We start from the raw sequence: 22,646 nt of genomic DNA, 5'->3' as shown, positions 1-22,646 counted from the left end.
TCTACACCCCCATCGCTTTCATGATTTCCTTAGTAATGTTGTTCAGTGGCACGACCACATCGACTGAATTATTCTTCACCGCAGACCCCGGCATGCCGTAGACAACACATGAGTCTTCATCTTGAGCAATAATCTTAACCTTGCCATTGCTTTTTAGTTTTAACAAGCCATCAGCACCATCTGAACCCATTCCAGTCATAATAACACCGATAGTATTTTTTATGTTCTCTTTAACAATTGAATAGAGCATGGCATCTACAGAAGGTCTATGACCAGATACAACTCTTGAATCATCCAGCTGTATCACATAATCGGACCCTCTTTTTTTGATTTCCATCTGATAACCACCAGGTGCAAGATAACCACAACCTGGTTTTAAGATATCACCATGTTCAGCTTCTTTGATATCAATGTCTGACATGGTATTTAACCTGTCAGCCAGAGATTTTGTAAAGCCAACCGGCATATGCTGTACAATCAGGACTGCAGCTGAGATATCACCTGGAATTTCAGTAACGACTGACTGTAAAGCTCTCGGTCCACCTGTAGATGTTCCAATTGCAACTATGTTCTTTATTTTATTAGATCGTTCAAAGACATGCTTTTCACGTTTAATAACTCGACTTGAAGTCAATCTAGATACTTTTGTTACAGATACCTTTGAAGCTTCTAAAATCTTGTCGACCAGTGAATTTTTTATTTCATCTGTGTTGATTTTAAAAATACTGGTCGGCTTGGTGATAAAATCAACGGCACCGATCTCTAAGGCTTCAATGGTCAAATCTGCCCCTGCTTGTGTCAAACTCGAAAGCATAACCACAGGTATCTTGTGTTCCTTAACAATATGTTTAAGAGCTGTAATACCGTCCATCACTGGCATTTCTACGTCTAATGTAACAATGTCAGGTTTTAAAACTTTAATCTGATCCAGTGCATCCTTGCCATTTTTGGCAGTTCCAACAACTTCTATTCGCGTATTATCAGATAGTATGTCTGTTAGAATTTTTCGCATGAATGCAGAGTCATCAACGATGAGTACCTTTACTTTTGGCATCAATCCAACTCCCTTCTTCTTGCTTGTTGCTGCGATTTGAACACATAAGAGGTGATTGCCCTTACATGTTCACTTTCTAAATCGACAAACTTGACACCTAAATCAAACTCGCCAATATTTTTGCTTGATTCTTGGCACCTTACTACAATGCCAGTTACTCGGATTGGGTTATTTAAGATTGGAAGTTCACCATAGATATAAGTGCCTACAGGGACTTCGAACCGCGATCTCAGTCCAACGCCACCGCCACTTAAATCTAGAATATCCACCTTAAAGTTAACTTGCTGCTCTTCTACAGCATCCGGGTCAAATATATAGTAATCTACAGGATGACCGAAGGTATCTACCATACAGTAAACACTCATGTCTTTAAACATGCGTACCCTGAAGAAATGTCTTCTTTGTTGTTTTTCTAATTTTGATGTAATACGACATCTAATAGTGAATACATTACCAATTTTCTCTCTTTTAAGGAGTTGCATCTTAAAATAAACAACGCCAAATTCTGCTCTTTTAGCAAAAGTTGTTACCTCAATGTTCATAGGTATCATATACAACTTACCACTGTGAAGAGGATTATGAATCAAAATTTCATCATCTGAAACCACATCATAAATCAGAGTTTCTAAAATCAAGTCTTGATTCAGAGAGTTAATATAATGCATTTCCAAATTATCCCCTGGTCGCATCACATTTATTACAGTTAAATCCATAGTTCCCTCTAGTTCTTACTTTTTGAATATCTTTTTAATGAATGACGAGAACCCACCATTTGGTGCTACATATTTAGAATTTCTATCTAGGTTTTCTGCAACCAACTCAACACCTCTAGATGCCAAAGAGTTAGGAAAACCAATTAAGAATGGCACTTGTTTTTTAACAGATTTCTTAACATTATAGTCCTCATATATGTAACCTATGTTTTCTAGTTCTAAATCCAAGAACTTCGATGATGCTGTGTTGAGTTTAGAGAAAACATCTTGACCTTCTCTATTAGACTCCACCCTGTTAACAACCACTTTTACCGACACATCCAATTCGCCGATGTTCTTGATAAGTGCATAAGCATCTGTTATGGAAGTCGGGTCTGAAGTAACTACAACGATCAACTCAGTCGCTGCCTGAATGAAAGAAAGAACAGAATGATTCAGACCTGCTCCTGTATCAATCAGGATATAATCTGACTCACTGTTTAGATACTCCAAACTTTCTATCAAACGACTCAACTCCGCTTGTGATAAGTTAACCATATCCATCACACCGGAACCACCAGATACAATTGAAACACCATTAGGTCCTTCAACAACAATCTCTGACAGTTTTTTCTCCATTTTCAGGACATGAGTCAATGTGTATCTAGGGACTAGCCCCAATAAAATATCAATATTAGCCAGTCCTAAATCAGCATCAATAATGGTGACTTTTTTACCCAGTTTGGAAAGTGCGATACCTAGATTGACGGTGAAGTTTGTTTTACCTACACCGCCCTTGCCACTTGAAATGGCAATGATCCTTGCATCCCCTATCTGAACTTTTTCAGGGCTATTCTCATTTATTAGTTCTCTTAGCTTGAATGCTTGATCTGTCATTACGCTTCACCCACAATATAATTAACTAATTTCTCCGATTCTGCAACTTCAATATCATCAGGTACCGATTGTCCCGTTGTAACGTATGACAACTGCTTTCCTGAATCAAACTTAACATTTAACATATTACTGTATGTGCTTGCTTCATCTAACTTGGTAAAAATTATTTTGTACTCATCGATGAACTGATATGCATCCAAGATACTAACAATATCCTTATACCCAGTTGTGAGGCTAATTACTAAGAAAATCTCCGGATTTTCTAAATTATTCATTAAATCTTGCAAATCACGAGAAAGTTCATCAGATTTATGGCTTCTTCCAGCTGTATCAAGCAGTATAACGTCCTTTTCCTTGTATTTATACATGACATCTGACAACTCAGAAGCTTCATAAACAACAGATAAAGGAATGCCCAATATCTCACTGTAAGTTTTCAACTGATCAACTGCTGCAATTCTATAAGTATCGGCCGTGATTAAACCAACTTTTTTATTGTCAATCAATGACAATTTTGCAGCGAGTTTGGCAAGTGTGGTTGTTTTACCAACACCTGTTGGTCCAACAAATAAGAAAACTCTTTGCTCACCTGTAAACTCGTCTATCACAAATGGTTCACCAATGTAGTCTTTAATAGCCTGACGCACTGCTGATTTCACCATAAGTTCATTTTGTTCTGTAAAAGACACCTGACGTTTAACGACAGTGATGATTTTTTCAATGATAGGCTCTTTAATTTCAAGGGCCTTTAAAAATTCTCTTGTGTCCTTTTCTATAGTATTTTCATCTACTACTTCCTCTTGAATAACAACTTCTTGAGGACCTGGTTTCTTTTCTACATATGTCTTTAATAACTGCTTAATCTCATCCATTTCAGATTTCAAACTCTCAATTTGAGGATCTTGATGGTAAGCATCTACTGGTACGACAGGCGGTTTAACAATAACCGGTTCAACCTTTTTTTCAATTACCGGTTCCTTAACCGGCTCTTTAACAGGCTCCTTAACTATCGTCTTTTCTTCAGGGAGTGCAGCTACAACTTCCACTACAGGCTTTTTAAACCAGCCCTTGATACCCTTTTGCTTGATTTTACGGGTATGTAGTATGATTGCATCTCTACCTAATTCATTCTTTATCATTATCATAGCTTCCTGCATATTAGAAGCAATATAACGTTTTACGTCCATTAAATGGTCACCATCCCTACTGATTGTACTTGTACATCCGGTTCAATTTCATTGTACGAAAGTACAATTAAATCCGGAATCATTTGTTCTGTCAAGCGTTTGAAATAGAATCTGACAATTGGTGCTGTCACCACAATTGGTTGTTCACCAAGTGAGAGTAGATTCTGAATCTGAACTGCTAAATTATTAAGGAGTGCTTGGCTGACATCTGGTGGTAAAGACATATAAGAACCACCATCGGTCTGCTGAATAGACTCCATTAAAGTCGCTTCTAGATTTTGATCTAAAGTTACTACACGTGCATAGTTGTCTGTTATATATGTACTTGTAATAAAACGACTTAAAGACTGTCTAACATACTCTGTAAGAATATTTACATCTCTGTTGTTCACTGCATTATCTGCCAGTGTTTCAATAATTGTTAAAAGATTCCTAATAGACACACCCTCTTTTAAAAGGTTGCCTAAGACCTTCTGAACATCCCCTATGGACATGATATTTGGAATCAGTTCATCCACAACGGTTGGATTGGTCTCTCTTAAGTTATCTATTAATGACTTAACTTCATCTCTACCCAGAAGTTCATGCACATGCTTCTTAAGTATTTCGGTTAAGTGAGTAGAAATAATCGATGAAGGATCAACAACTGTGTAACCATATATTTCAGCCTTTTCACGTTCTGTTTCATTGATCCAAAGCGCTGGTAGACCAAATGCAGGTTCTACAGTTTCTATACCTTTGATTTCACCTTCTACATTCCCCGGATTCATAGCCAGATAGTGGTCAAACATAATGGAACCACCTGCAACCTTTGAACCCTTAATTTTTACAATATACTCATTGGCATCTAACTGTATAAAGTCACGAAGTCTGATCATGGGTATGACCACACCAAGCTCTAATGCGATCTGGCGCCTGATCATAACAAGTCTGTCAAAGAGGTCGCCACCTTGATTTGGATCGGCAAGTGGAATAATACCATAACCAAACTCAAGCTCAATAGGGTCTACTTGTAGGAGTGGGATAATAGACTCAGGCTTTCTGATTTCTTCCATCTTGTCTTCCCCTTCTGCTTCTGCAGTTTCAGCCTCCCCAGGTTCAACTTTTCTAACACGCATCTGAAAGCCTAAAAATCCAAAGATAAGGGCCAGTGAAACCAGTGGTAAAGCCGGAAGTGGTGTTGCTAGACCCAGAACGGCCAAAGTACCACCTAATATGTATAAAACCTTCTGTTGCTTGAACATCTGGTTTAAAATGTCTGAACCTAAGTTACCTTCACTGGCACGTCTTGTTACAATGATACCTGTCGCCGTAGAAATCATGAGGGCAGGAATCTGACTCACAAGACCATCACCAATTGTTAAAAGTGTAAACCTTTCGAGGGATTCTCCCATAGAAAGTTCAAGTCTTGTCATACCAATAAAGAAACCTGCTGCGATATTGATGACCGTAATCAAAATACCTGCAATGGCATCACCTTTTACGAACTTACTGGCACTATCCATAGAACCATAGAAATCTGCTTCATTTTGGATTTTTAAACGTCTTTCCTTGGCTTGTGTTTCATCAATTAAACCTGAGTTTAAGTCTGCATCAATGGCCATCTGCTTACCAGGCATTGCGTCTAATGTAAATCTTGCAGCAACTTCTGAGACTCTCTCAGCACCCCTAGTGATTACCAAGAACTGAATGATGACAATAATGATGAATATGATAAAACCGACAACTGGATCTCCTCCGATAACCCACTGGGCAAAGGCATCAATTACATTACCTGCATAACCTTGTCCTAAGATTTGACGCGTTGTCGAAATATTTAGGGCCAGTCGGAACATGGTGGATATGAGTAGTATGGTGGGAAACACTGCGAAATCCAACGTTTCCTGTACGAAAATAGCTATCAATAGAATCAATAGCGAAAAAGCAATGTTCAATGATAAAAACAGGTCCACAAAGAAGAGTGGCACTGGTATGATGATCAATAATATGACCCCTATTATGAAGACTGCAATGTATATGTCAGAGAATTTCATCATCTACTCCAATTACTGTTTTTCTTTGATACTGTATACGTAAGCAAGCACTTCTGCGACCGCTTGGTATAAATCAACTGGAATAAAGTCTCCTACTTCAGCACTTGCAAAAAGAGCTCTTGCAAGAGGTTTATTCTCTACTATTATAACATTATTTTCTGTTGCAATACGCTTAATATTCTGAGCAATTAAGTTTTGGCCCTTGGCTAAAACCTTGGGTGAACCACCCTCGTTCATGTTATAGACTATTGCAACTGCATAATGGGTTGGATTGGTAATAACAACATCGGCATCCGGTACATCCTGCATCATTCTTGACATAGCCATAGAACGCTGCTTTTCACGGATTTTTCCCTTCAACATAGGGTCACCCTCTGTTTGTTTATACTCATCCTTTATTTCTTTTTTGGTCATTCTTAAATCTTTGTTGTGCTGCCAGCGTTTAAAGGCTAAATCAGCAAAGGCAACAATCAATAAGAAGATGGAACATCTTATGGTGATATTGATTACAAAATCCCACATTAAGACGACAAATTGAGTGATATCCAGCTTAAAGGACTCAATGATTAAGGCAATACGATCAAATAAGTAATCATATATGATGTAAACCAAAACAAGACCTTTGGCAATTGCCTTGGCCATTTCTACCAATGACTTAACAGAAAAGAGTCTTTTAAATCCTGATATAGGACTGAGTTTAGAAAACTTAGGTTTAATAACTTCCAAACTGAATAGAAAACCCACCTGTAGATAAGAAGATAATACACCCGCTACCAAAGCCACTGCCAAGATAGGCATGATGATCAAAAAAGATCTAAAAACAATCTCCGTTAAGAGTTCTTGTAGATTTGCAAAGTTATACAGGTCTCTTGTATTGGCAATTAAGTTGTTGCTCAGACGATAAATGGCAATCATTTGATCTGTAAACCAGCCACTTGTCAACTGGATAGTCAACATGACTAGAATCAAAATCAAGGCACTGCCAACATCCTTTGACTGGGCAACCTGACCTTTTTTTCTCGCATCCCTTTTCTTCTTGGGCGTCGCTTCTTCAGTTTTTTCTTCAGCAAAGTATTGCAGATTAAACTTAAGCATTAACCAATCCCTATCAGTCGATAAATATGTCTCATCATTTCATTAAATATCTCCATGATGAAGTCTGGATATAGTGGCATCAAAAGTGTAAATAGGAATAAACCAACTAAAATTTTCAGAGGCATACCTATCATGAACACGTTCATACCTGGCATAGCTTTTGACAGTAAACCAAGCAGTAAGTTGGCTATAAGAACCGTCAAAATAAATGGTGCCGCCATTTTAAAACCCATTTCAAAGGTATAATGAAGCAGGTCAACGTAATCAAATGTGATCAGTCTCAATATGGGCGAAGAACCAATTGGCATGGTCTCATAGCTCATGGCTATAGCCCTAATGAGTTCATGATGGACATTTGTTACAATAAAAATCATTAATGCAAATATGTAATACAAATTGGCTGATACCGGTAATTGTGATTCATCCTGAGCAGAAACAACAGATACCATGGCAAAACCAATGTTTCTATCCACTAAAGAACCCGCCAAGTAAAAGACATTCAAAATTATCAGCGTTATCAGGCCTATGGAAAAACCGATGATAGACTCATTGACTATCAAAGCGCCATACTCTAAAAAAGTATCTGCTTGAATGTCGAGATTGCCTATTTGCAAAGGTACAAAAATAAGACTGATAAAAAACACTAACCCAACTTTTGTGGTCATGGGTGTATTTCTAGCGCCGAAAATAGGAATAATGCTGAACATAGCAGCGATTCGTGTAAAGACTAATACAATGACAACAACATATTCATAGAAAAACATCAGAAACCTACTTAATTATGTTAGGGATGTCGTTGAATAAGTTTAAGGTGAAATCCATCAAGGTTCTTAAAAGCCAAGGCCCAGCAATCATAAGTACCAAGAAAATAGCCAGTACTTTAGGTACAAAGGATAGCGTTTGCTCTTGAATTTGTGTCGTCGCTTGAAAGATTGATATGACCAAACCTACTATAAGGGCAGCCAAAAGCATGGGTGCCGCTGTTATTAATATATGATATATTGCATTTGAAAATATATCTGCTACATAACTTTCCGTCATACCATCACCTTATTTTATCGACATCAACATTTGTTCTACCAACAGGTTCCAACCATCGACCATTATGAATAACAATACTTTGAATGGTAATGAAATCATTACCGGTGGCAACATCATCATCCCCAGAGACATCAGGGTTGAGGCGACAACCATATCAATCACTATGAATGGAATGAATAAGATAAAGCCAATTTCAAATCCAGTTTTAATTTCACTGATCAAAAAAGCAGGAATAACTGTGGTAATAGGAATCTCCTCTAGTGTTTCATACTGAGGACCTTCAGACATATCTACAAACAAAGCCAAATCCTCTTCACGCGTTTGTCTAAGCATGAACTCCTTCATAGGTGCAACAGCATTGTCTATAGCTTCTTCTTGCGAGATTTCTTGGTTTACATAGGGTTCATATGCATTATCGATGACATCAGAAAAAACAGGTGTCATTACAAAGAACGTCATAAATAGTGATAACGCAATGAGTACCTGATTAGGTGGTGTCGACTGTAATGAAATTGCCCTTCTTAAAAACGAAAAAACAATTATAAACCTAGTAAAAGACGTCATCATTATAAGAATTGATGGCGCCAAAGACAGAATTGTTATCAGCACAAGTATTTGGATACTTGATGCTACATTGTCACCGTCCTGACCAAAGTTCACTTCAATGCTTGGTATTACTGTATCCGTATCCGTTGCATAAGCAGTAGACGCAGTAAATAACAACATTAGAATCAAAATAAATGACAATGCGTATTTTCTTTTTCCCTTAAATAACACCATATTACTTATCCTTGTTCATCTTGCTAGAGAGTAAATCTGAAAACTTTGTTTGTGTCTGTTCTTGTATTGTTGGTGTAAAATTTTCAAGTTTATCCATCATCTTCATACCATTCTTATCATAAGACATAAAATAGTACTCGCTTCCAACCTGTACAATAAGAAGTATCTTATCAGAAGCCAAATAGAAACGTTCTATAACATGAATATTTCTACCCCTGCCAACATAACGTGAGCGCTTTAAAAGCACAGTCGTTATATAAGCAAGGGCAATAAACATAGCCAATGATAAAATGACAAGATAATAACTTGATCCTATATTTGGTGTTGAGATCATACTCAGAGTTAGAAAACTCATTATAAGTACTACCCGATAACCTTTTTGACAGCTTCTACAACACGATCCGCTTGGAAAGGCTTAACAATAAAGTCTCTTGCACCGGCTTGAATAGATTCAATAACCATTGCCTGCTGACCCATTGCAGAACACATGATAATCTTAGCATTACCATCTATCTTCTTAATCTCCTTAACGGCTTGAATACCGTCAACCTCAGGCATAGTAATGTCCATGATGACTAAGTCTGGATTTAATTCTTTGTATTTTTCTATAGCCTTTTGTCCATTTTCAGCTTCACCAAGAATTTCATAACCGTTTTTAGATAAAACATCCTTAATCATCATTCTCATAAAAGCTGCGTCATCAACAACTAATATACCATTAGCCATAATATTTCCTCCTTTAAACTATATGTTGCTTAATCTTTGTTCAGGTACAATTATATCTGTTATTTTGATACCATAGTTTTCATCAACAACAACAACCTCACCTGTAGCAATTTTCTTTCCATTTGCTAAAATATCTAAAGCTTCACCTACCAACTTATCCAACTCTATTACTGAGCCAGGAGCAAAGTCTAGAATCTCACTGATGCGTTTTGTTGTTCGGCCTAGTTCCACTGTAATTTCTAATGGGACATCTTTAATAATATTTATATTATTATTATACCCCGAAATCATATTATTTTCATCAAAAGATTCAAATTGGACCGGCTGAGCATTAACATTCTGCATCGGCGGTTGCTGATACTGCGGCTGCTGATATTGCGGTTGTTGATATTGTGGTTGCTGATACTGTGGTTGTTGGTACATTGGTGCTTGTTGTACCGGTTGTTGTGGAGGCGCTTGCTGTACCGGTTGCTGTACTGGTTCTTGTACAGGTTGCGGTTCAGGCTGCGGAGTAGGTTCAGGCTGTGGTTCAGGCTGAGTTTCTACTTCTTCTTCTCCAACGTTCATCAAGTTTTGTACCAATTGTTTAGCAACGTCTATAGGCATAACTTGGTTGATTTGAGAATCAATCAAATCACCTACAGTCATCCTAAATGCTATTCGAACAACATTGTTCTCTGAATTAATACCCACATCTTCAAAGTTTAAATCTCTCAAACTATTAAATTGTGGTTCAGGTGGAGAAATATCTACTTTTTCTCCTAACATTTCTGATAAAGAAGTAGAAGATGAACCAATCATTTGATTCATGGCTTCACCAATGGCACTTAAATGTAGATCTGTTAATTCATCAGATACATTTGTACCATCTCCCCCCATCATCAGGTCTGTAATTATTTTAACATCAGATTCTTGTAGTATCAAGATATTAACGCCCTCAATACCTTCTTTATACCTAACATTAATTATAACACATGGATCAACATACGAATCTACCAATTCATCATATGTGATTACTGAAACTTTTGGTGTTGTGATGGTAACCTTTTGATTTAGGAGCGTAAACAAAGTTGTTGCCGCTGTCCCCATACTGATATTACCGACTTCACCGAGTGCATCTATTTCTTCTGGAGAAAGCGATTCATCAATACCGCCACCATCGTCGTCGCCACCGCTCAATAGTGCATCTATTTCTTCTTGCGAAAGCATATCAACCATCTAAGTCCTCTCCTTCCTCAAATACTTCTGTTATTCTAACTGCAATGTTGTTGTTCTTCTTACCAGGTACACCAGTAAACTTAGGCCTGTCACCTACCTTAACAGTTAGACTATCCGACACCTTTTTATCTAACACAATCACATCACCTCTAGAAAGTTGTAACATCTCACCAACAGTAATCATACTGTTACCAAGTTCAACTTTCATATCGATGCGCGTCTTCTGTACTTGCTTTTCTAAATTTTCTTTTTCTTCATCTGTTAAATCTTTTTTGCCTGTGGTTGTAAACCACAACTTCGAACTAAGATTTGATAAGATTGGTTCCAACACATGATGCGGATAACATAAGTTGATCATACCTTCAGTTTCACCTATTTTTAAGCTTAAGGTAATCAGGGCTACTGATTCTGAAGGTGATATAACTTGTGCAAACTGTGAGTTGGTTTCTATCGTATCCAGTTTTGGTCTAAGTTCAATGATATTACTCCAAGGTTCCTTGAGTAGATTGATAAATTTCATAATGATGGTTCTGATTAAGGTCATTTCTATTTCTGTTAATGTCCTTTTTTCAGCCATTGTCGAGGCTGCAGCGCCACCAAGAACCCTTTCAATCATTGTAAATGCAACGTCTGATGAAACATCTATGATGACTTGACCTTCTAGTGGTGAAAAATCTACGATCCCAAGTATAGCAGGATTAGAAATCGCATTTGCAAACTCACTATAAATCAAAGACTCTGCATTTAATACTTCTATTTCAATAAAAGTTCTAAGGTAACCTGAGAGGAAGTTGTTAAGAAGTCTCGAGAAATTTTCATGAATAACTTCAAGCGTTCTCAGATGTTCTTTGGCAAATTTGTCAGGTCTTAAGAAGTCGTATTTTCTAACACGTTTTTCCTGTTTTTCTTCTTGTATCTCGGCGACGTCTACATCACCAGAATTCAAAGCGGACAATAGATCATCTATTTCACTTTGACTCATTACATCTGACATTTACCTCACCACCTTTCTTCATTACCTAATGATTATTGTATGATAAACTGAGGCATCAATACACCTTTGATGTTGTCAGCATTTGTTTCAAACATCTCTATTAATTGCTCAGTTATTTCTTCTTTTATTCTTTCTTTACCATTTTTTCTGTTAACAGTTGCTAGCGTTGTATCTCTAAAGTAACCATTTACAAAATCTTGAATCTGAGCATTGCTCTTAGTGAAAGTTTCTGTAAAGGTTTCATCAGTATAAACGATCTGCAACTGTATCTTTAAGATCTTATAATTTCCAGCTTCATCACCTACTGGAATATTGGTATACTGCTCACCTACATCATGGATGATCTCAGGCAATTCTTCAACCGATGGTTCAGAGTTGGCGAAAAACATAAAGTATGCACCAATACCGCCACCAATAAGTACCACAGCAACTATTGCAATTATGATGATCTTATTCATATTTACTCTCCTTCTGTTACAGGGGTTTCAGCACCATCCGTTGTGCTCCCTAAATCTATATTCTCTATTATGAATTCTACACGTCTGTTTTGAGCTCTGCCTTCAGGTGTATCATTTGTAGCTCTAGGTCTTGTGTCTGAATAACCCGCAATGACAAACCTATTTTCTGCAAAGGATAACTCATCTCTGAAAAATCTTAAGACGCTTGTTGCACGTGCTGTTGACAATTCCCAGTTAGATGGATATCTGAGTGTATTTATCGGTACATTGTCTGTATGACCATCAATTCTAAAGTTACCAAGTTCAAAGAGTTCATTTTTAAAGGTTTCACCAAGAATTGTTAAAACTTCATATGATTCTTCTTTTAGTTCAGCACTAGCAGGATCATATAAAACACTGTCATCTAAAATGATCTTTAAGGTATCTGCTTCTAATTCAAATTGAAGTTCACCAACCATTCCTTTCTTTTCAAATTCCTCTTCAATTTCTCCCTTGAGTTGATTCAAAATTTCATTGATGACTTCCAATTTTTCGGCTTCTGTCGTTTCGGGTGTTGTGTCGTTTTCTGGCGAAGCATCAAACACAAGCGGATCTTCTGAAATAGATTTACCACCTTCTAAAACACCAGCAGAACCTTGAAAGGATTGCATAACCGCTTCAAACTTTTGAGCGTCAATCTCTGAGAATGCAAATAGTAGTACGAAGAAACACATCAAAAGTGTTACAAGGTCACCATAGGTAACCATCCACTCGGGCGCGCCGCCTTTACATTCAGGACACTTTTTATCCATTATTCTTCACCCTCTTCTTGAGTTCCTATTGTCTTTCTAACAGATGGTGATAAGAATGCCTTCAATTTTTCTTCAATAATTCTAGGATTCTCACCAGCTTGTATTGATAAAAGACCTTCAATCATAACTTCTTTAACCAATGCTTCTTCATCAGACTTAATCTGTAATTTACCTGCAATAGGAATCCAAATTAGGTTGGCAAATAAAGAACCATAGAATGTTGTCAGTAAGGCTACGGCCATCTTAGGACCGATTGCAGATGGGTCAGATAAGGACTGAAGCATACCTACCAGACCTACTAAGGTACCGATCATACCGAAGGCTGGCATCAATGAACCAAGCGCTTCAAATATGCCTCTACCCTTAGCATGTCTATCAACCATGTTGGTTAACTCAGTTTCTAAGATGTTTTTAACCATTTCAGGATCTGTACCATCAACGATTAACATTACGCCCTTCTTAAGGAATTCATCGTTTACTTCGTCAACAGCCTCCTCAAGCGCCAATAAACCTTCACGTCTTGCAACGTTAGCCAGTTCAATTACTTTGTCAATAATCTGACCAGTATTGAACTCAGGATTCTTCAAAGCCTTCATAAAAATCTTCGATATACCTAACATATCAGCCAGTGGATACTGAACAAATGTCGCAGCTATACCACCACCGATTACGATTAGGATAGATCCTGTATCAATAAATGCGCTAAACGGTGTACCACCTGTTATGATACCGAATATAACCAGTCCCATACCAGCTATTATACCGGCTATTAAACCTATATCCATTACTATTCTCCCTTAATTAAATGACTAGTATCTCCAAGGAAAACTTTCCTTCTAAATGCAGTTATTTCTTCAATCAATTCTTCGATGCTTTCTTTGACAACCAATTTCTTTTCGTTATTCAAGGTAATGACCGTATCCGGGGTCTCCTCAATAAACTCTATGTGATCTTCATTTATGTAAAAATTGCTGCCGTTAAGCCTTGTTACTCGAATCATATTCATCTCATTTCATTATACTATACAACGTGTATCTAGGATAGTAGTTGTCAACAAATTGACAACTACCCACCTAGTTAATTTCATAGAAAACTATTATTTAACTTATATCCCATTTAAACTACGAGAAAACATTATTATCTCTTAAGGTTTACAAGTTCCTGTAACATTTCATCAGTTGTTGTAATAACTCTAGAATTAGCTTGGAAACCTCTTTGAGTTGTGATCATATCAGTAAACTCTTGTGATAAGTCAACATTTGACATTTCTAAAGCACCAGGTGCCAATTGACCAAATGATCCTGTACCTGGTACACCAAATTTAGGTGAACCTGAGTTAGGTGTATCCGTAAATAAGTTACCACCGATTTTCATTAAACCAGGTGCATTGTCAAAGTCAGCCAAACCAACAGTTGATAAAGTCGCTCTTTCACCATTTGTGTATGTTCCGAAGATTTCACCTGCTGATGAAATTGCAAATGAATCTAAAGCACCTGCCGAGTTACCATTTACAGGCGTCGCTTTCATATCAGTTGTTTGAGAATAATGCGTCACATTTTTAAATGTATCATTGTCGATTGCAATGTTAATTTCTTCAACACCCGCTTGTTGGATAATTAGATTTGCCACACCTGTTGTAGGTGCTGCAGGAGGTGTCACAATACCTGTTGTAACATTAATATCAGCAACATCTAATTCAATCAAACGCACAAAGTTACCATCTTTATCAAACTCGGCATACTTCATATTGTCTTGTAGACCACCTGGGTTTGTTGTTGCATCATAAGCAGTGTCATTACCTGGTTCTGATAAGCCACCATAACCACCACCAGATGCACCTGGTGCGTTAATCTTCACTTGTCGATAAGTTCTTGTATCTGCTGCTGCCGTACCAGGCGCGGTTGAGAACTTTTGACCAAACTGAATGCTTAGAGTTGTCTTATTACCAACAGAGTCATATACATCTGTTGTTGTTGTATAAATTGAATAGTCGTCCTGAACATCGTCAGAATCGTAATTGAAATTGATATTTGAAGTCAACTCTATCTCTGAAGTAGCAGTTGCTTCGATTGTGTCAGACTTGTTGATACGAATTGGTTTAAAGTCAGAATCTAATACTTTTAACCCTGATGGATTAACCAAGTAACCCAACTTATCTAAAGAGAAATTACCCGCTCTTGTATAAAACTTATTCGTACCTTCATCATCACTAGAAACGACAAAGAAACCATTACCATCAATCATAATATCTGTAGGATTTGATGTGATTTGAGTAGATCCCTTTGTGTGTTGAACGTTGATCGCTGATAAACCAACACCTAAACCAACTTGTTGAGGGTTAGTACCACCACGACCTTCTTGAGGTGCACCAGCACCTTTAATCGTTTGAGAAAAGACTTCTTGGAATGTTACTTTTGAACCTTTAAATCCAACCGTGTTAACATTCGCAATGTTGTTACCTATAATATCCATTTTTACCTGGTGTACTTGTAAACCTGAAACACCAGAGTACATTGATCTCATCATAATTTGACCTCCTGAAAATTATACTGTGTTGTGTATCATCATTCGGATGATTCACTAGGCTTCCATAAGGTCCAGCCTATACTATCACAGCGCCATCAATATTTGTAAAAACATTTTCCTTTAGTTGTTCATTTGTAGATGCAGTAATGATTGTCTTGTTTTTAATGTTAGCAACAAATGCCTTGTTGTCCATTAAGATTAATGCATCTTTAATCCCTTTTTTGTCTGCTTTATCAATAGCTTCATCGATTTTCTTCATATCAGCTTCAGTTAAAGAGATATTTCTTTGCTCTAGTCTTGCCTTTGCATGTTTTGAAAGTTTCACTTCATCGCTAGAAGATTTAACTTTAGATAAAACATCTTGGAAAGATTGTCCTTGAGGACGATTCTGCTTTATTTTATTTTGCTGATTTGGATTCAGTTTGGTTTTCTGAATCATTTGATTCATATCAACTTTAGTCATCGTCATCACCTATTCATAAGCTTCCTGTGCTTTAGAAGCATTCAACTTCTTTAGCTCTTCTAGTATTTGTTCGTTTAGCTCAATTGTTCTATCAGTTTTAGTAATCAGTGATTCAATTTCTGACTTTGAGTTACCAGAATCTGATTTTTCAATGAGAGATTGTAAACTTGCAATGATTTGCGTATTTTGCTCAACTTGCCTTGCTGACGCTTCAGTCATCATACCCATCTGCTCAACTGATGTAAATTCTGCCATTTGAGAAATCATCTGTTCATTGTTAAGCGGTTCTAATGGATCTTGATGGGCCAGTTGTGTCATCATAAGCTTTAAGAATGCATCTTTACCAAGTTGCTGATTTTCTAGCATGGCCTTGTTTTGAGCATCATTCTTATATTTTTCTAACATTTCCATGTTAGCTTCGGTTAGCATACCCGTTACAGCTGCTGCCATATTTTCACCTCCTAAGCGAGATAATCTATACCTTCCTGACTAGCTTTTTGTTGTAAGATTTTTTCTTCTACTTCTTCAAAACTTTCGAACTTTACAAATTGTTTTTTGTTTTGTCCTGTAAAGCCTTGTTGGCCTTCACCCGTATTTTCTTTGTTCACAGAAACATCTAAGTCGCCAATTTCGTAACCTTCCTGTTGTAAAGCAGATTTTAAATCATCTAAGTTCGATTCGATAATCCCTTTTACAGTTTGGTTTTCTACTTGAATCTGTGCTAAGAGTGTGCCTTTTTCAAATGCCATCTTAAGTGCAACATTACCTAAATTTTTAGGATTTAACTTGATAAGAATCTCTGAACCCTGGTCAGACATGTTGATACTCATCTTCGTGCCTTGAACCACTTGATTCATAACTGATCTAGATAACATGGCTTTTGGTGTTTCTTTTCCACCAGAGATTACCGACGATTCAGCCTTCATCATATTGATTTGTTCTTCAACGTTAAACTTTTGTTCTACTTCTTGTGATGAAACTTTGATTTCGGCATTCATCATAGGTTCAGCATTGCTTTTAGATGCATCTTGGTCTGTTTGCTGACTATCAGTTTGCACTTCCACTGGTTTTTCTACTGTTTCTGTTTCATTGACCTGTGGTGTTGTTTGTGTTTGCGTTTGAGTGGTAACTTCCTTGGCTGGTTCAGCAGCTACTTGAGCCTCTACTTCTTGTCCCTCTCCAGATCGTTTGATTACATTTTCTAAAACATCATCAAATTTCTGAACAGCTTCTTTAACATCCCCTTGAGGTAGTTTTTCAATTAAGTCTTCAACAACTTTTTCAAACTCAATTTTTTCACTAGCATCTAATTTGTTAAATACTTGTCTTAAAGCCTGTACCAATTGTTTGCTGTCAATCTCTTCGTTTTCTACTAAAGAAACCAATTCAGCTATTACCGCTTCTTTGTCACCTTCACTTGTTAGCTGCTCGACCAGTGCTTCTACACTGATGCCCATCAGCTGAGCAATTTCTTCTAGAATAGGTTGTTCTTCAACTATTCCCATCTCAGCCATAATCTGCTCTTCAAGTGCCTCGATCTTCTCTTCCAATTCTTTAAGACTCAGATCACCATCGCCATTTTCTTTTTCAAACTTGTTTTTCTTAATGGCTTCGTTGATCTTAGATGTAACTTCTTTTAGGTCTTTGTCACCTAACTTCTGTTCTGTCTTCTGCATAGCCTTTTTAACGACTTCATGAGACTTCTCAGATGTTTTTTCTTTTACATCCATCAACTTGGTGTCCTGAACATCTGAACACTTTACAGTTTTTTCTTTAAGAATATTTTCAAATTCACTTTTATTCTCGTTTAAAAACCAATCATTATTCAGTTGTCCTTGAGAATTGAAGAACTTAGGTGTTAATTTCAATTCCCCTACGTTCATTCATTCACCTCCTAATATCCTGGTACCGTTAGCTTCTTTGCAACTTCAGTCGCTAAGGTATTATTAAAGTTACCAATGATTTCTGCCTTTACCTTATCATCAAATTGAGCAAGTATCTTATAAGCAAGATCTTCTTCTGAAATAGTGATGACATCCCCACCGTCAAGTACATGTACTGTAGGTAGTGCACCATCTGTTAACATCTTACTGAGTACCTGCGAAACTTGCGTTGGTTGCATGGTTTTATATACATTGGTTAACTCTTTAATATTATCGTCAAAATCTTTATATATCTTTAGTGTTTTTAGAATATCTTTTGTAATTAAATCTTCCCCTACACTTAAGACCTCATTATTCTTCATTTGTGTGATCACATCACTCACTAAAGCATCGTCGTTAGAGATGGCTAGGATCTCTCCAGTCTTAACAACCCCAATCTCTTTATAGATAATGGCAAGCTCTTCTACAGAATAAGTAGAGGTGTTTCCTAAAAGCTCTACAAGCTCGTCTGCGTCCTTAGAAGCGTAGATTTCTGATAAAGAAATAATCTTTTGTGTATTAGCCATATCCTTGTTCTTCTCAAGCAAAATTTCACTTCTTGAAGCCATAGCCATAGCATCTAATACAGCTGTTTCATCTACATCGTCTAAAAGAGATAACATTTCATATGCCTTAACAACATCCATTTGCTCAAAAATTCTAGCCAAACGACTATAACCGTTCAGACCATCATTAAGAATCTTATAAAGCTCTCCTCTTAAAGAAGAAAAAGGCATAGACTGAAGTTCAGTTGCTATAGCAGCGAGTTCCTGGTTTCTTTCTTCAGTGATTTCATCTAAGACAGCTGAAACCGCATCACCCTTTAGCTGCTTAGAACGAATATCTTCTAGAATGATCTTGGTTGAGTTTGGATCAATCTGATACATGACCTTAACGATATCATCATACATGGTTTTGTCATCTGTACTAATAATAATCAATTTGTCCACGGCAGAATCTGCAGAAATATCTAAAAAATGCTCTGCAATAGACTTAATTTGCTCATTCTTTTCAGCCCTTGTTGGCAAAGAGTCAAAGTATGAACCTACTAATGGAAAATCTGTTAATGCAGCATTCATCCTATATTGGAAGGTTTCATTCATAAAATAAAAACCAGCAATTCCAAGGGCAGGTATAATAATCATAAAGATTAATAAAATTACGATACCCTTTACTAGGCCGCCACCTTTCTTTTCTTTTTTTTCTTCAGCCATACTTACTCACCTTTCGTTTTTGTACTTTGATACGTGACAATTTGGTCGACAGTCTTTGCTTCTTCCATCGCTTCATGTGCCTTGTACTTTTCTATTTCTTTTTCTTTAAGCTTTTCCATGATTTTTCTCTGTTTATTGGCTTCAATCAAATCCCCTTGAATGCGTTTTCGTTCATCCATTAGGATATTCAGCTCTCTTTTAAGCTGGTCCATCTTGTCAATCAAGAAAGACTTATTGGCTGCAACAGCCCTCATATCCCCAGCTCTTACGCCGGCCTTCATATTGGAGTTGAGTTGATTCAGGAAAGTTTCATATTGAAGGTGAACCCCCTTAAACTCCTCCTCCTTTTCAAGGATGCGCTTATTAACCTTACCCAATAAATTTCTTACTTCATTTTCCTTGTCAATTCTCACTTGAAGAATTTTTTCAAATCTGAACACAAATTTTTTCATTTATTTATCCTAGCAAAGCATTCATCTTGGCGATGGTTTCATCATAAGAAAAATGTTCTTTGGTCGTCTGTGTTAAGAAGTCTTTTATAGCATCCACCTTCTCAATGGCCTCATCAATTCTAGCATCCGTCCCAGGAATGTAAGCCCCTATGACAATTAAGTCTTCCGCTTCATTGTAAACTGCTAGAAGCTCTTTTATTTTTCTCGCTAAAACCACATGATCGTTATCTACTACCGCAGGCATAACTCTGGATACACTTTCTAAGACATCTATGGCAGGGTAATACCCTTTTGCTGCAAGCTTTCTTGACAAGACAATATGGCCATCTAAGATACCACGCACAGCATCTGCAATGGGTTCATTCATATCATCACCATCCACCAATACAGTGTAGAGGCCGGTAATAGAACCTTTGTCCGAGTTACCAGAACGTTCTAGTAGTCTAGGCAGAATGGCAAATACAGAAGGTGTATAACCCTTTGTTACAGGTGGTTCACCAACAGCTAAGCCAATTTCACGTTGAGCCATTGAAAAACGTGTTAAGGAGTCCATCATAAGCACTACATTTTTACCGTGATCTCTAAAGTACTCAGCAACAGCAGTTGCCAGCATAGCGCCTTTAACCCTAACAAGGGCAGGTTGGTCGGAAGTCGCGACAATAACAACAGACTTTTTCAAACCATCTTCGCCCAGTTCATTTTCTATAAACTCTCTTACCTCACGACCACGCTCACCTATAAGGGCGATTACATTGATATCAGCTGTTGAGTTCTTGGCAATCATCCCTAATAAAGTAGATTTACCGACACCAGAACCCGCAAAGATACCAACCCTCTGGCCTCGACCAGTGGTCAATAGGGAATCAATTGCTGTAATCCCTAGTGGTAAAACATCTTCAATCTTTTGCCTTGTTAAAGGATTAGGCGGTGCATTGTCCACTTCATATTTGGCATGTAATATAGGCGCCTTGTAGGCATCAATGGTCTTTCCCAGGCCATCTAAAACACGTCCTAAAAGATCTTCTCCTACTTCTACTGATAGATAAGATCCAGTCGCTACTACTTTTGAACCCGGACCGATACCGGTCATTTCACCAAAAGGCATAAGTACAACGACATTGTCTCTAAAGCCAATCACTTCAGCCGTAATGAAATTCTTACCCTTTAAAGGATAAATCTGACATACTTCACCTATTTCAACGGCAGGGCCATTCGCCTCGATCGTTAAACCGATGAGCTTTGAAACCCTGCCTGAGAATTTTATCATTTCGGTGTTGTCCACCAAATGTTTGTATTTATTTAATAAGTCTTTCATCCTTATCACTCACTTTGCAACAACTCTATAAATTTATTCTTTACATTTTCAAACTGTGTATGAATAGAAGAGTCCACACTTCCAGCATCTGTATCAATGATACAAGAGCCTTTTGGCAAAGCACTGTCCTGTTTGATCTCAATGTCTTCAATGTTTTCTGTAAGAGACAGAATGTACTTTTTCATTGAAACTGCTGAATCATAGTCTTCAGGGGCAACTCTAAGTGCTAAGTTGGTTGTAAAGGCACACTTTTCAAGGGCTTTTTCAACAATCCCTTTGATCAGATCGTAGTCCTCAGCAATATGCTTGTTTAAAATCGACTCTACAGTAGATATGATAACTTCAGTAATATCAGATTCATAATCCTCTTTTACCGATTCATACTTTCTGAAGTACTGGTCTTTTAAAGCAAGAGCTTCTTCTATAAAGCCCGTTGCTTCACCATAACCATTTGTAACACCTTCTTGAAAACCTTCTTCATATGCTTCTTGACGTGTTGTGCTTCTGATATTATCAGCCTGTTCATAAGCATCTCTCATGATTGCATCTTTTTCTTCTAAGGCTTGACTGAGCATAAGGTCCTTTTCAACCTTGACAGCTTCAAGCATATCCTCTTTCATACGCCTAAGCTCATCCGCATATTCATCAATATCTACCGACTCATCTGCAGTCTCTTCTTGAACAGGCTCTTCTTCAACCTCTTTTGGTACAAAGAGCTCATTGTTCAAGATGTACTTCTTTTTATCAATTATGATCTGTGAAGATTTCACCAGTTTAGACAATTAACTCATCTCCTCCACCACGTGCAATGATAATCTCGCCAGCTTCTTCAAGCTTTCTGATTACATTAACAATCTTCTGTTGAGCTTCCTCTACATCACGTAGACGGACAGGGCCCATGAACTCCATATCTTCTGCAAGCATTTCTGCCATACGTTTAGACATATTGGCATAAATAACTTCCTTAACTTCATCTGTAGAGGCCTTAAGAGCAACAGATAAGTCACTGTTGTCAATTTCTCTAATGAAACGCTGAATAGATACTGAATCCAGATTAACAATGTCTTCAAATACGAACATTCTCTTTCTGATTTCTTCTGCAAGATCAGCCTTCTGAATTTCAAGTGTTTCCATAATAAACTTCTCAGTACCACGGTCAACGGATAATAAGATCTCAACAATAGCCTGGATACCACCTGTCGAAGCGTAGTCCTGAGTCATCATAGAAGATAACTTTCTTTCTAGTACCTGTTCAACCTCTTTGATTACTTCAGGTGAGGTTCTATCCATAATGGCAATCCTTTGGGCAACATCAGCCTGCTTTTCCTGAGGCAGGGCCGATAATATAGACGCTGCCTGGTTTGGATTTAGATAAGATAGTATCAAAGCCAATGTTTGCGGATGTTCATTTTGTATAAAGTTTAAAAGCTGAGAAGCATCTGTTCTTCTTACAAAGTCAAATGGACGAACCTGTAATGACGCTGTAAGCTTGTTGATGATCTCAAGAGCTTTCTGTGAGCCCATTGCTTTTTCAAGTACATCCTTAGCATAAGAAATACCACCTTCTGAGATAAAGTCTTGAGCCAGACATATCTCATAAAATTCTTCTAGTATCTCTTCCTTTTCTTCAGTTGTAACTCTTTGCATATTGGCAATTTCAAGAGTCAGTTCTTCTATTTCATCATCCTGTAGATGTGAAAATATCTTAGCGGATTTTTCAGACCCTAAGGCAATCAGCAAAATAGCCGCTTTTTGTTTTCCTGTACGTTCACTTTTCTTAGCCATTTT

General features: G+C 37.4%; 26 protein-coding genes. All 26 read right to left on the bottom strand.

What is annotated here, in order from left to right:
- Position 1 precedes the first annotated feature (1 nt).
- The 26 genes from EZV73_RS14325 to fliG all read right to left on the bottom strand — a co-directional run bounded on the left by EZV73_RS14325 (position 2) and on the right by fliG (position 22,643).
- Positions 2 to 1,054: a chemotaxis response regulator protein-glutamate methylesterase gene (locus tag EZV73_RS14325; protein ID WP_240841029.1), complete on the bottom strand. Its 1,053-nt coding sequence runs from the start codon at positions 1,052 to 1,054 to the stop codon at positions 2 to 4.
- Positions 1,054 to 1,767, bottom strand: coding sequence for a flagellar brake protein (locus tag EZV73_RS14320; protein WP_240841028.1), 714 nt, complete (start codon positions 1,765 to 1,767; stop codon positions 1,054 to 1,056). The genes EZV73_RS14325 and EZV73_RS14320 overlap by 1 nt, the downstream gene beginning before the upstream one ends.
- Before the next feature lie 15 nt (positions 1,768 to 1,782).
- Positions 1,783 to 2,643 carry a MinD/ParA family protein gene (locus tag EZV73_RS14315; protein WP_240841027.1) on the bottom strand — a complete coding sequence of 287 codons (861 nt, stop codon included), beginning with the start codon at positions 2,641 to 2,643 and terminating at the stop codon, positions 1,783 to 1,785.
- Positions 2,643 to 3,830 (bottom strand): flagellar biosynthesis protein FlhF, encoded by a 1,188-nt coding sequence (gene flhF / locus EZV73_RS14310; RefSeq protein ID WP_240841026.1) that lies wholly within the window; start codon positions 3,828 to 3,830, stop codon positions 2,643 to 2,645. The genes EZV73_RS14315 and flhF overlap by 1 nt, the downstream gene beginning before the upstream one ends.
- Positions 3,830 to 5,863: a flagellar biosynthesis protein FlhA gene (gene flhA, locus EZV73_RS14305; protein ID WP_240841025.1), complete on the bottom strand. Its 2,034-nt coding sequence runs from the start codon at positions 5,861 to 5,863 to the stop codon at positions 3,830 to 3,832. The genes flhF and flhA overlap by 1 nt, the downstream gene beginning before the upstream one ends.
- A gap of 12 nt (positions 5,864 to 5,875) precedes the next feature.
- Complete coding sequence (gene flhB, locus EZV73_RS14300; protein ID WP_240841024.1) at positions 5,876 to 6,958, bottom strand: flagellar biosynthesis protein FlhB; 1,083 nt, start codon at positions 6,956 to 6,958, stop codon at positions 5,876 to 5,878.
- A complete protein-coding gene (gene fliR / locus EZV73_RS14295) occupies positions 6,958 to 7,722 on the bottom strand; it encodes a flagellar biosynthetic protein FliR (RefSeq protein ID WP_240841023.1) in 765 nt (254 codons plus the stop codon). The genes flhB and fliR overlap by 1 nt, the downstream gene beginning before the upstream one ends.
- Before the next feature lie 7 nt (positions 7,723 to 7,729).
- Complete coding sequence (gene fliQ, locus EZV73_RS14290) at positions 7,730 to 7,999, bottom strand: flagellar biosynthesis protein FliQ (protein WP_240841022.1); 270 nt, start codon at positions 7,997 to 7,999, stop codon at positions 7,730 to 7,732.
- A gap of 9 nt (positions 8,000 to 8,008) precedes the next feature.
- Complete coding sequence (fliP, locus tag EZV73_RS14285) at positions 8,009 to 8,779, bottom strand: flagellar type III secretion system pore protein FliP (RefSeq protein ID WP_240841021.1); 771 nt, start codon at positions 8,777 to 8,779, stop codon at positions 8,009 to 8,011.
- Between the two features lies 1 nt (position 8,780).
- Positions 8,781 to 9,134 carry a flagellar biosynthetic protein FliO gene (locus tag EZV73_RS14280; protein WP_240841020.1) on the bottom strand — a complete coding sequence of 118 codons (354 nt, stop codon included), beginning with the start codon at positions 9,132 to 9,134 and terminating at the stop codon, positions 8,781 to 8,783.
- Between the two features lie 8 nt (positions 9,135 to 9,142).
- Positions 9,143 to 9,505: a response regulator gene (locus tag EZV73_RS14275; RefSeq protein WP_240841019.1), complete on the bottom strand. Its 363-nt coding sequence runs from the start codon at positions 9,503 to 9,505 to the stop codon at positions 9,143 to 9,145.
- Positions 9,506 to 9,523: 18 nt separating this feature from the next.
- Positions 9,524 to 10,723: a flagellar motor switch phosphatase FliY gene (fliY, locus tag EZV73_RS14270; RefSeq protein WP_240841018.1), complete on the bottom strand. Its 1,200-nt coding sequence runs from the start codon at positions 10,721 to 10,723 to the stop codon at positions 9,524 to 9,526.
- The gene (gene fliM, locus EZV73_RS14265; RefSeq protein ID WP_240841017.1) at positions 10,716 to 11,717 is read right to left on the bottom strand and encodes a flagellar motor switch protein FliM; all 1,002 of its coding nucleotides are present in this window, start codon (positions 11,715 to 11,717) and stop codon (positions 10,716 to 10,718) included. Before fliM ends, fliY begins: the two co-directional genes overlap by 8 nt.
- A gap of 32 nt (positions 11,718 to 11,749) precedes the next feature.
- Complete coding sequence (fliL, locus tag EZV73_RS14260) at positions 11,750 to 12,175, bottom strand: flagellar basal body-associated protein FliL (protein WP_240841016.1); 426 nt, start codon at positions 12,173 to 12,175, stop codon at positions 11,750 to 11,752.
- 2 nt (positions 12,176 to 12,177) lie between these two features.
- Positions 12,178 to 12,966, bottom strand: a complete 789-nt coding sequence (locus EZV73_RS14255) for a flagellar motor protein MotB (RefSeq protein ID WP_240841015.1) — start codon at positions 12,964 to 12,966, stop codon at positions 12,178 to 12,180.
- Positions 12,966 to 13,751 carry a motility protein A gene (locus tag EZV73_RS14250; RefSeq protein WP_240841014.1) on the bottom strand — a complete coding sequence of 262 codons (786 nt, stop codon included), beginning with the start codon at positions 13,749 to 13,751 and terminating at the stop codon, positions 12,966 to 12,968. Before EZV73_RS14250 ends, EZV73_RS14255 begins: the two co-directional genes overlap by 1 nt.
- Positions 13,752 to 13,753: 2 nt before the next feature.
- Positions 13,754 to 13,966: a flagellar FlbD family protein gene (locus tag EZV73_RS14245; RefSeq protein WP_240841013.1), complete on the bottom strand. Its 213-nt coding sequence runs from the start codon at positions 13,964 to 13,966 to the stop codon at positions 13,754 to 13,756.
- Positions 13,967 to 14,103: 137 nt separating this feature from the next.
- Complete coding sequence (locus tag EZV73_RS14240; RefSeq protein ID WP_240841012.1) at positions 14,104 to 15,492, bottom strand: flagellar hook protein FlgE; 1,389 nt, start codon at positions 15,490 to 15,492, stop codon at positions 14,104 to 14,106.
- 76 nt (positions 15,493 to 15,568) lie between these two features.
- Positions 15,569 to 15,955 (bottom strand): TIGR02530 family flagellar biosynthesis protein, encoded by a 387-nt coding sequence (locus EZV73_RS14235; protein ID WP_240841011.1) that lies wholly within the window; start codon positions 15,953 to 15,955, stop codon positions 15,569 to 15,571.
- Positions 15,956 to 15,964: 9 nt separating this feature from the next.
- Positions 15,965 to 16,405 (bottom strand): flagellar hook assembly protein FlgD, encoded by a 441-nt coding sequence (locus EZV73_RS14230; protein ID WP_240841010.1) that lies wholly within the window; start codon positions 16,403 to 16,405, stop codon positions 15,965 to 15,967.
- Between the two features lie 11 nt (positions 16,406 to 16,416).
- Positions 16,417 to 17,838 (bottom strand): flagellar hook-length control protein FliK, encoded by a 1,422-nt coding sequence (locus EZV73_RS14225; RefSeq protein WP_240841009.1) that lies wholly within the window; start codon positions 17,836 to 17,838, stop codon positions 16,417 to 16,419.
- 11 nt (positions 17,839 to 17,849) lie between these two features.
- Positions 17,850 to 19,091, bottom strand: coding sequence for a hypothetical protein (locus EZV73_RS14220; protein ID WP_240841008.1), 1,242 nt, complete (start codon positions 19,089 to 19,091; stop codon positions 17,850 to 17,852).
- Between the two features lie 2 nt (positions 19,092 to 19,093).
- Positions 19,094 to 19,543: a flagellar export protein FliJ gene (fliJ, locus tag EZV73_RS14215; RefSeq protein ID WP_240841007.1), complete on the bottom strand. Its 450-nt coding sequence runs from the start codon at positions 19,541 to 19,543 to the stop codon at positions 19,094 to 19,096.
- 4 nt (positions 19,544 to 19,547) lie between these two features.
- The gene (fliI, locus tag EZV73_RS14210; RefSeq protein ID WP_240841006.1) at positions 19,548 to 20,858 is read right to left on the bottom strand and encodes a flagellar protein export ATPase FliI; all 1,311 of its coding nucleotides are present in this window, start codon (positions 20,856 to 20,858) and stop codon (positions 19,548 to 19,550) included.
- Between the two features lie 5 nt (positions 20,859 to 20,863).
- On the bottom strand, positions 20,864 to 21,640 hold the full coding sequence (locus EZV73_RS14205) for a FliH/SctL family protein (RefSeq protein WP_240841005.1): 777 nt from the start codon (positions 21,638 to 21,640) through the stop codon (positions 20,864 to 20,866).
- Positions 21,633 to 22,643 (bottom strand): flagellar motor switch protein FliG, encoded by a 1,011-nt coding sequence (fliG, locus tag EZV73_RS14200; RefSeq protein ID WP_240841004.1) that lies wholly within the window; start codon positions 22,641 to 22,643, stop codon positions 21,633 to 21,635. Before fliG ends, EZV73_RS14205 begins: the two co-directional genes overlap by 8 nt.
- Between the last annotated feature and the right edge of the window lie 3 nt (positions 22,644 to 22,646).

The organism is Acidaminobacter sp. JC074 (genome assembly GCF_022496765.1).
Classification (GTDB): Bacteria; Bacillota; Clostridia; order Peptostreptococcales; family Acidaminobacteraceae; genus JABXKX01.
This window is presented reverse-complemented; position numbering and strand designations above follow the sequence as displayed.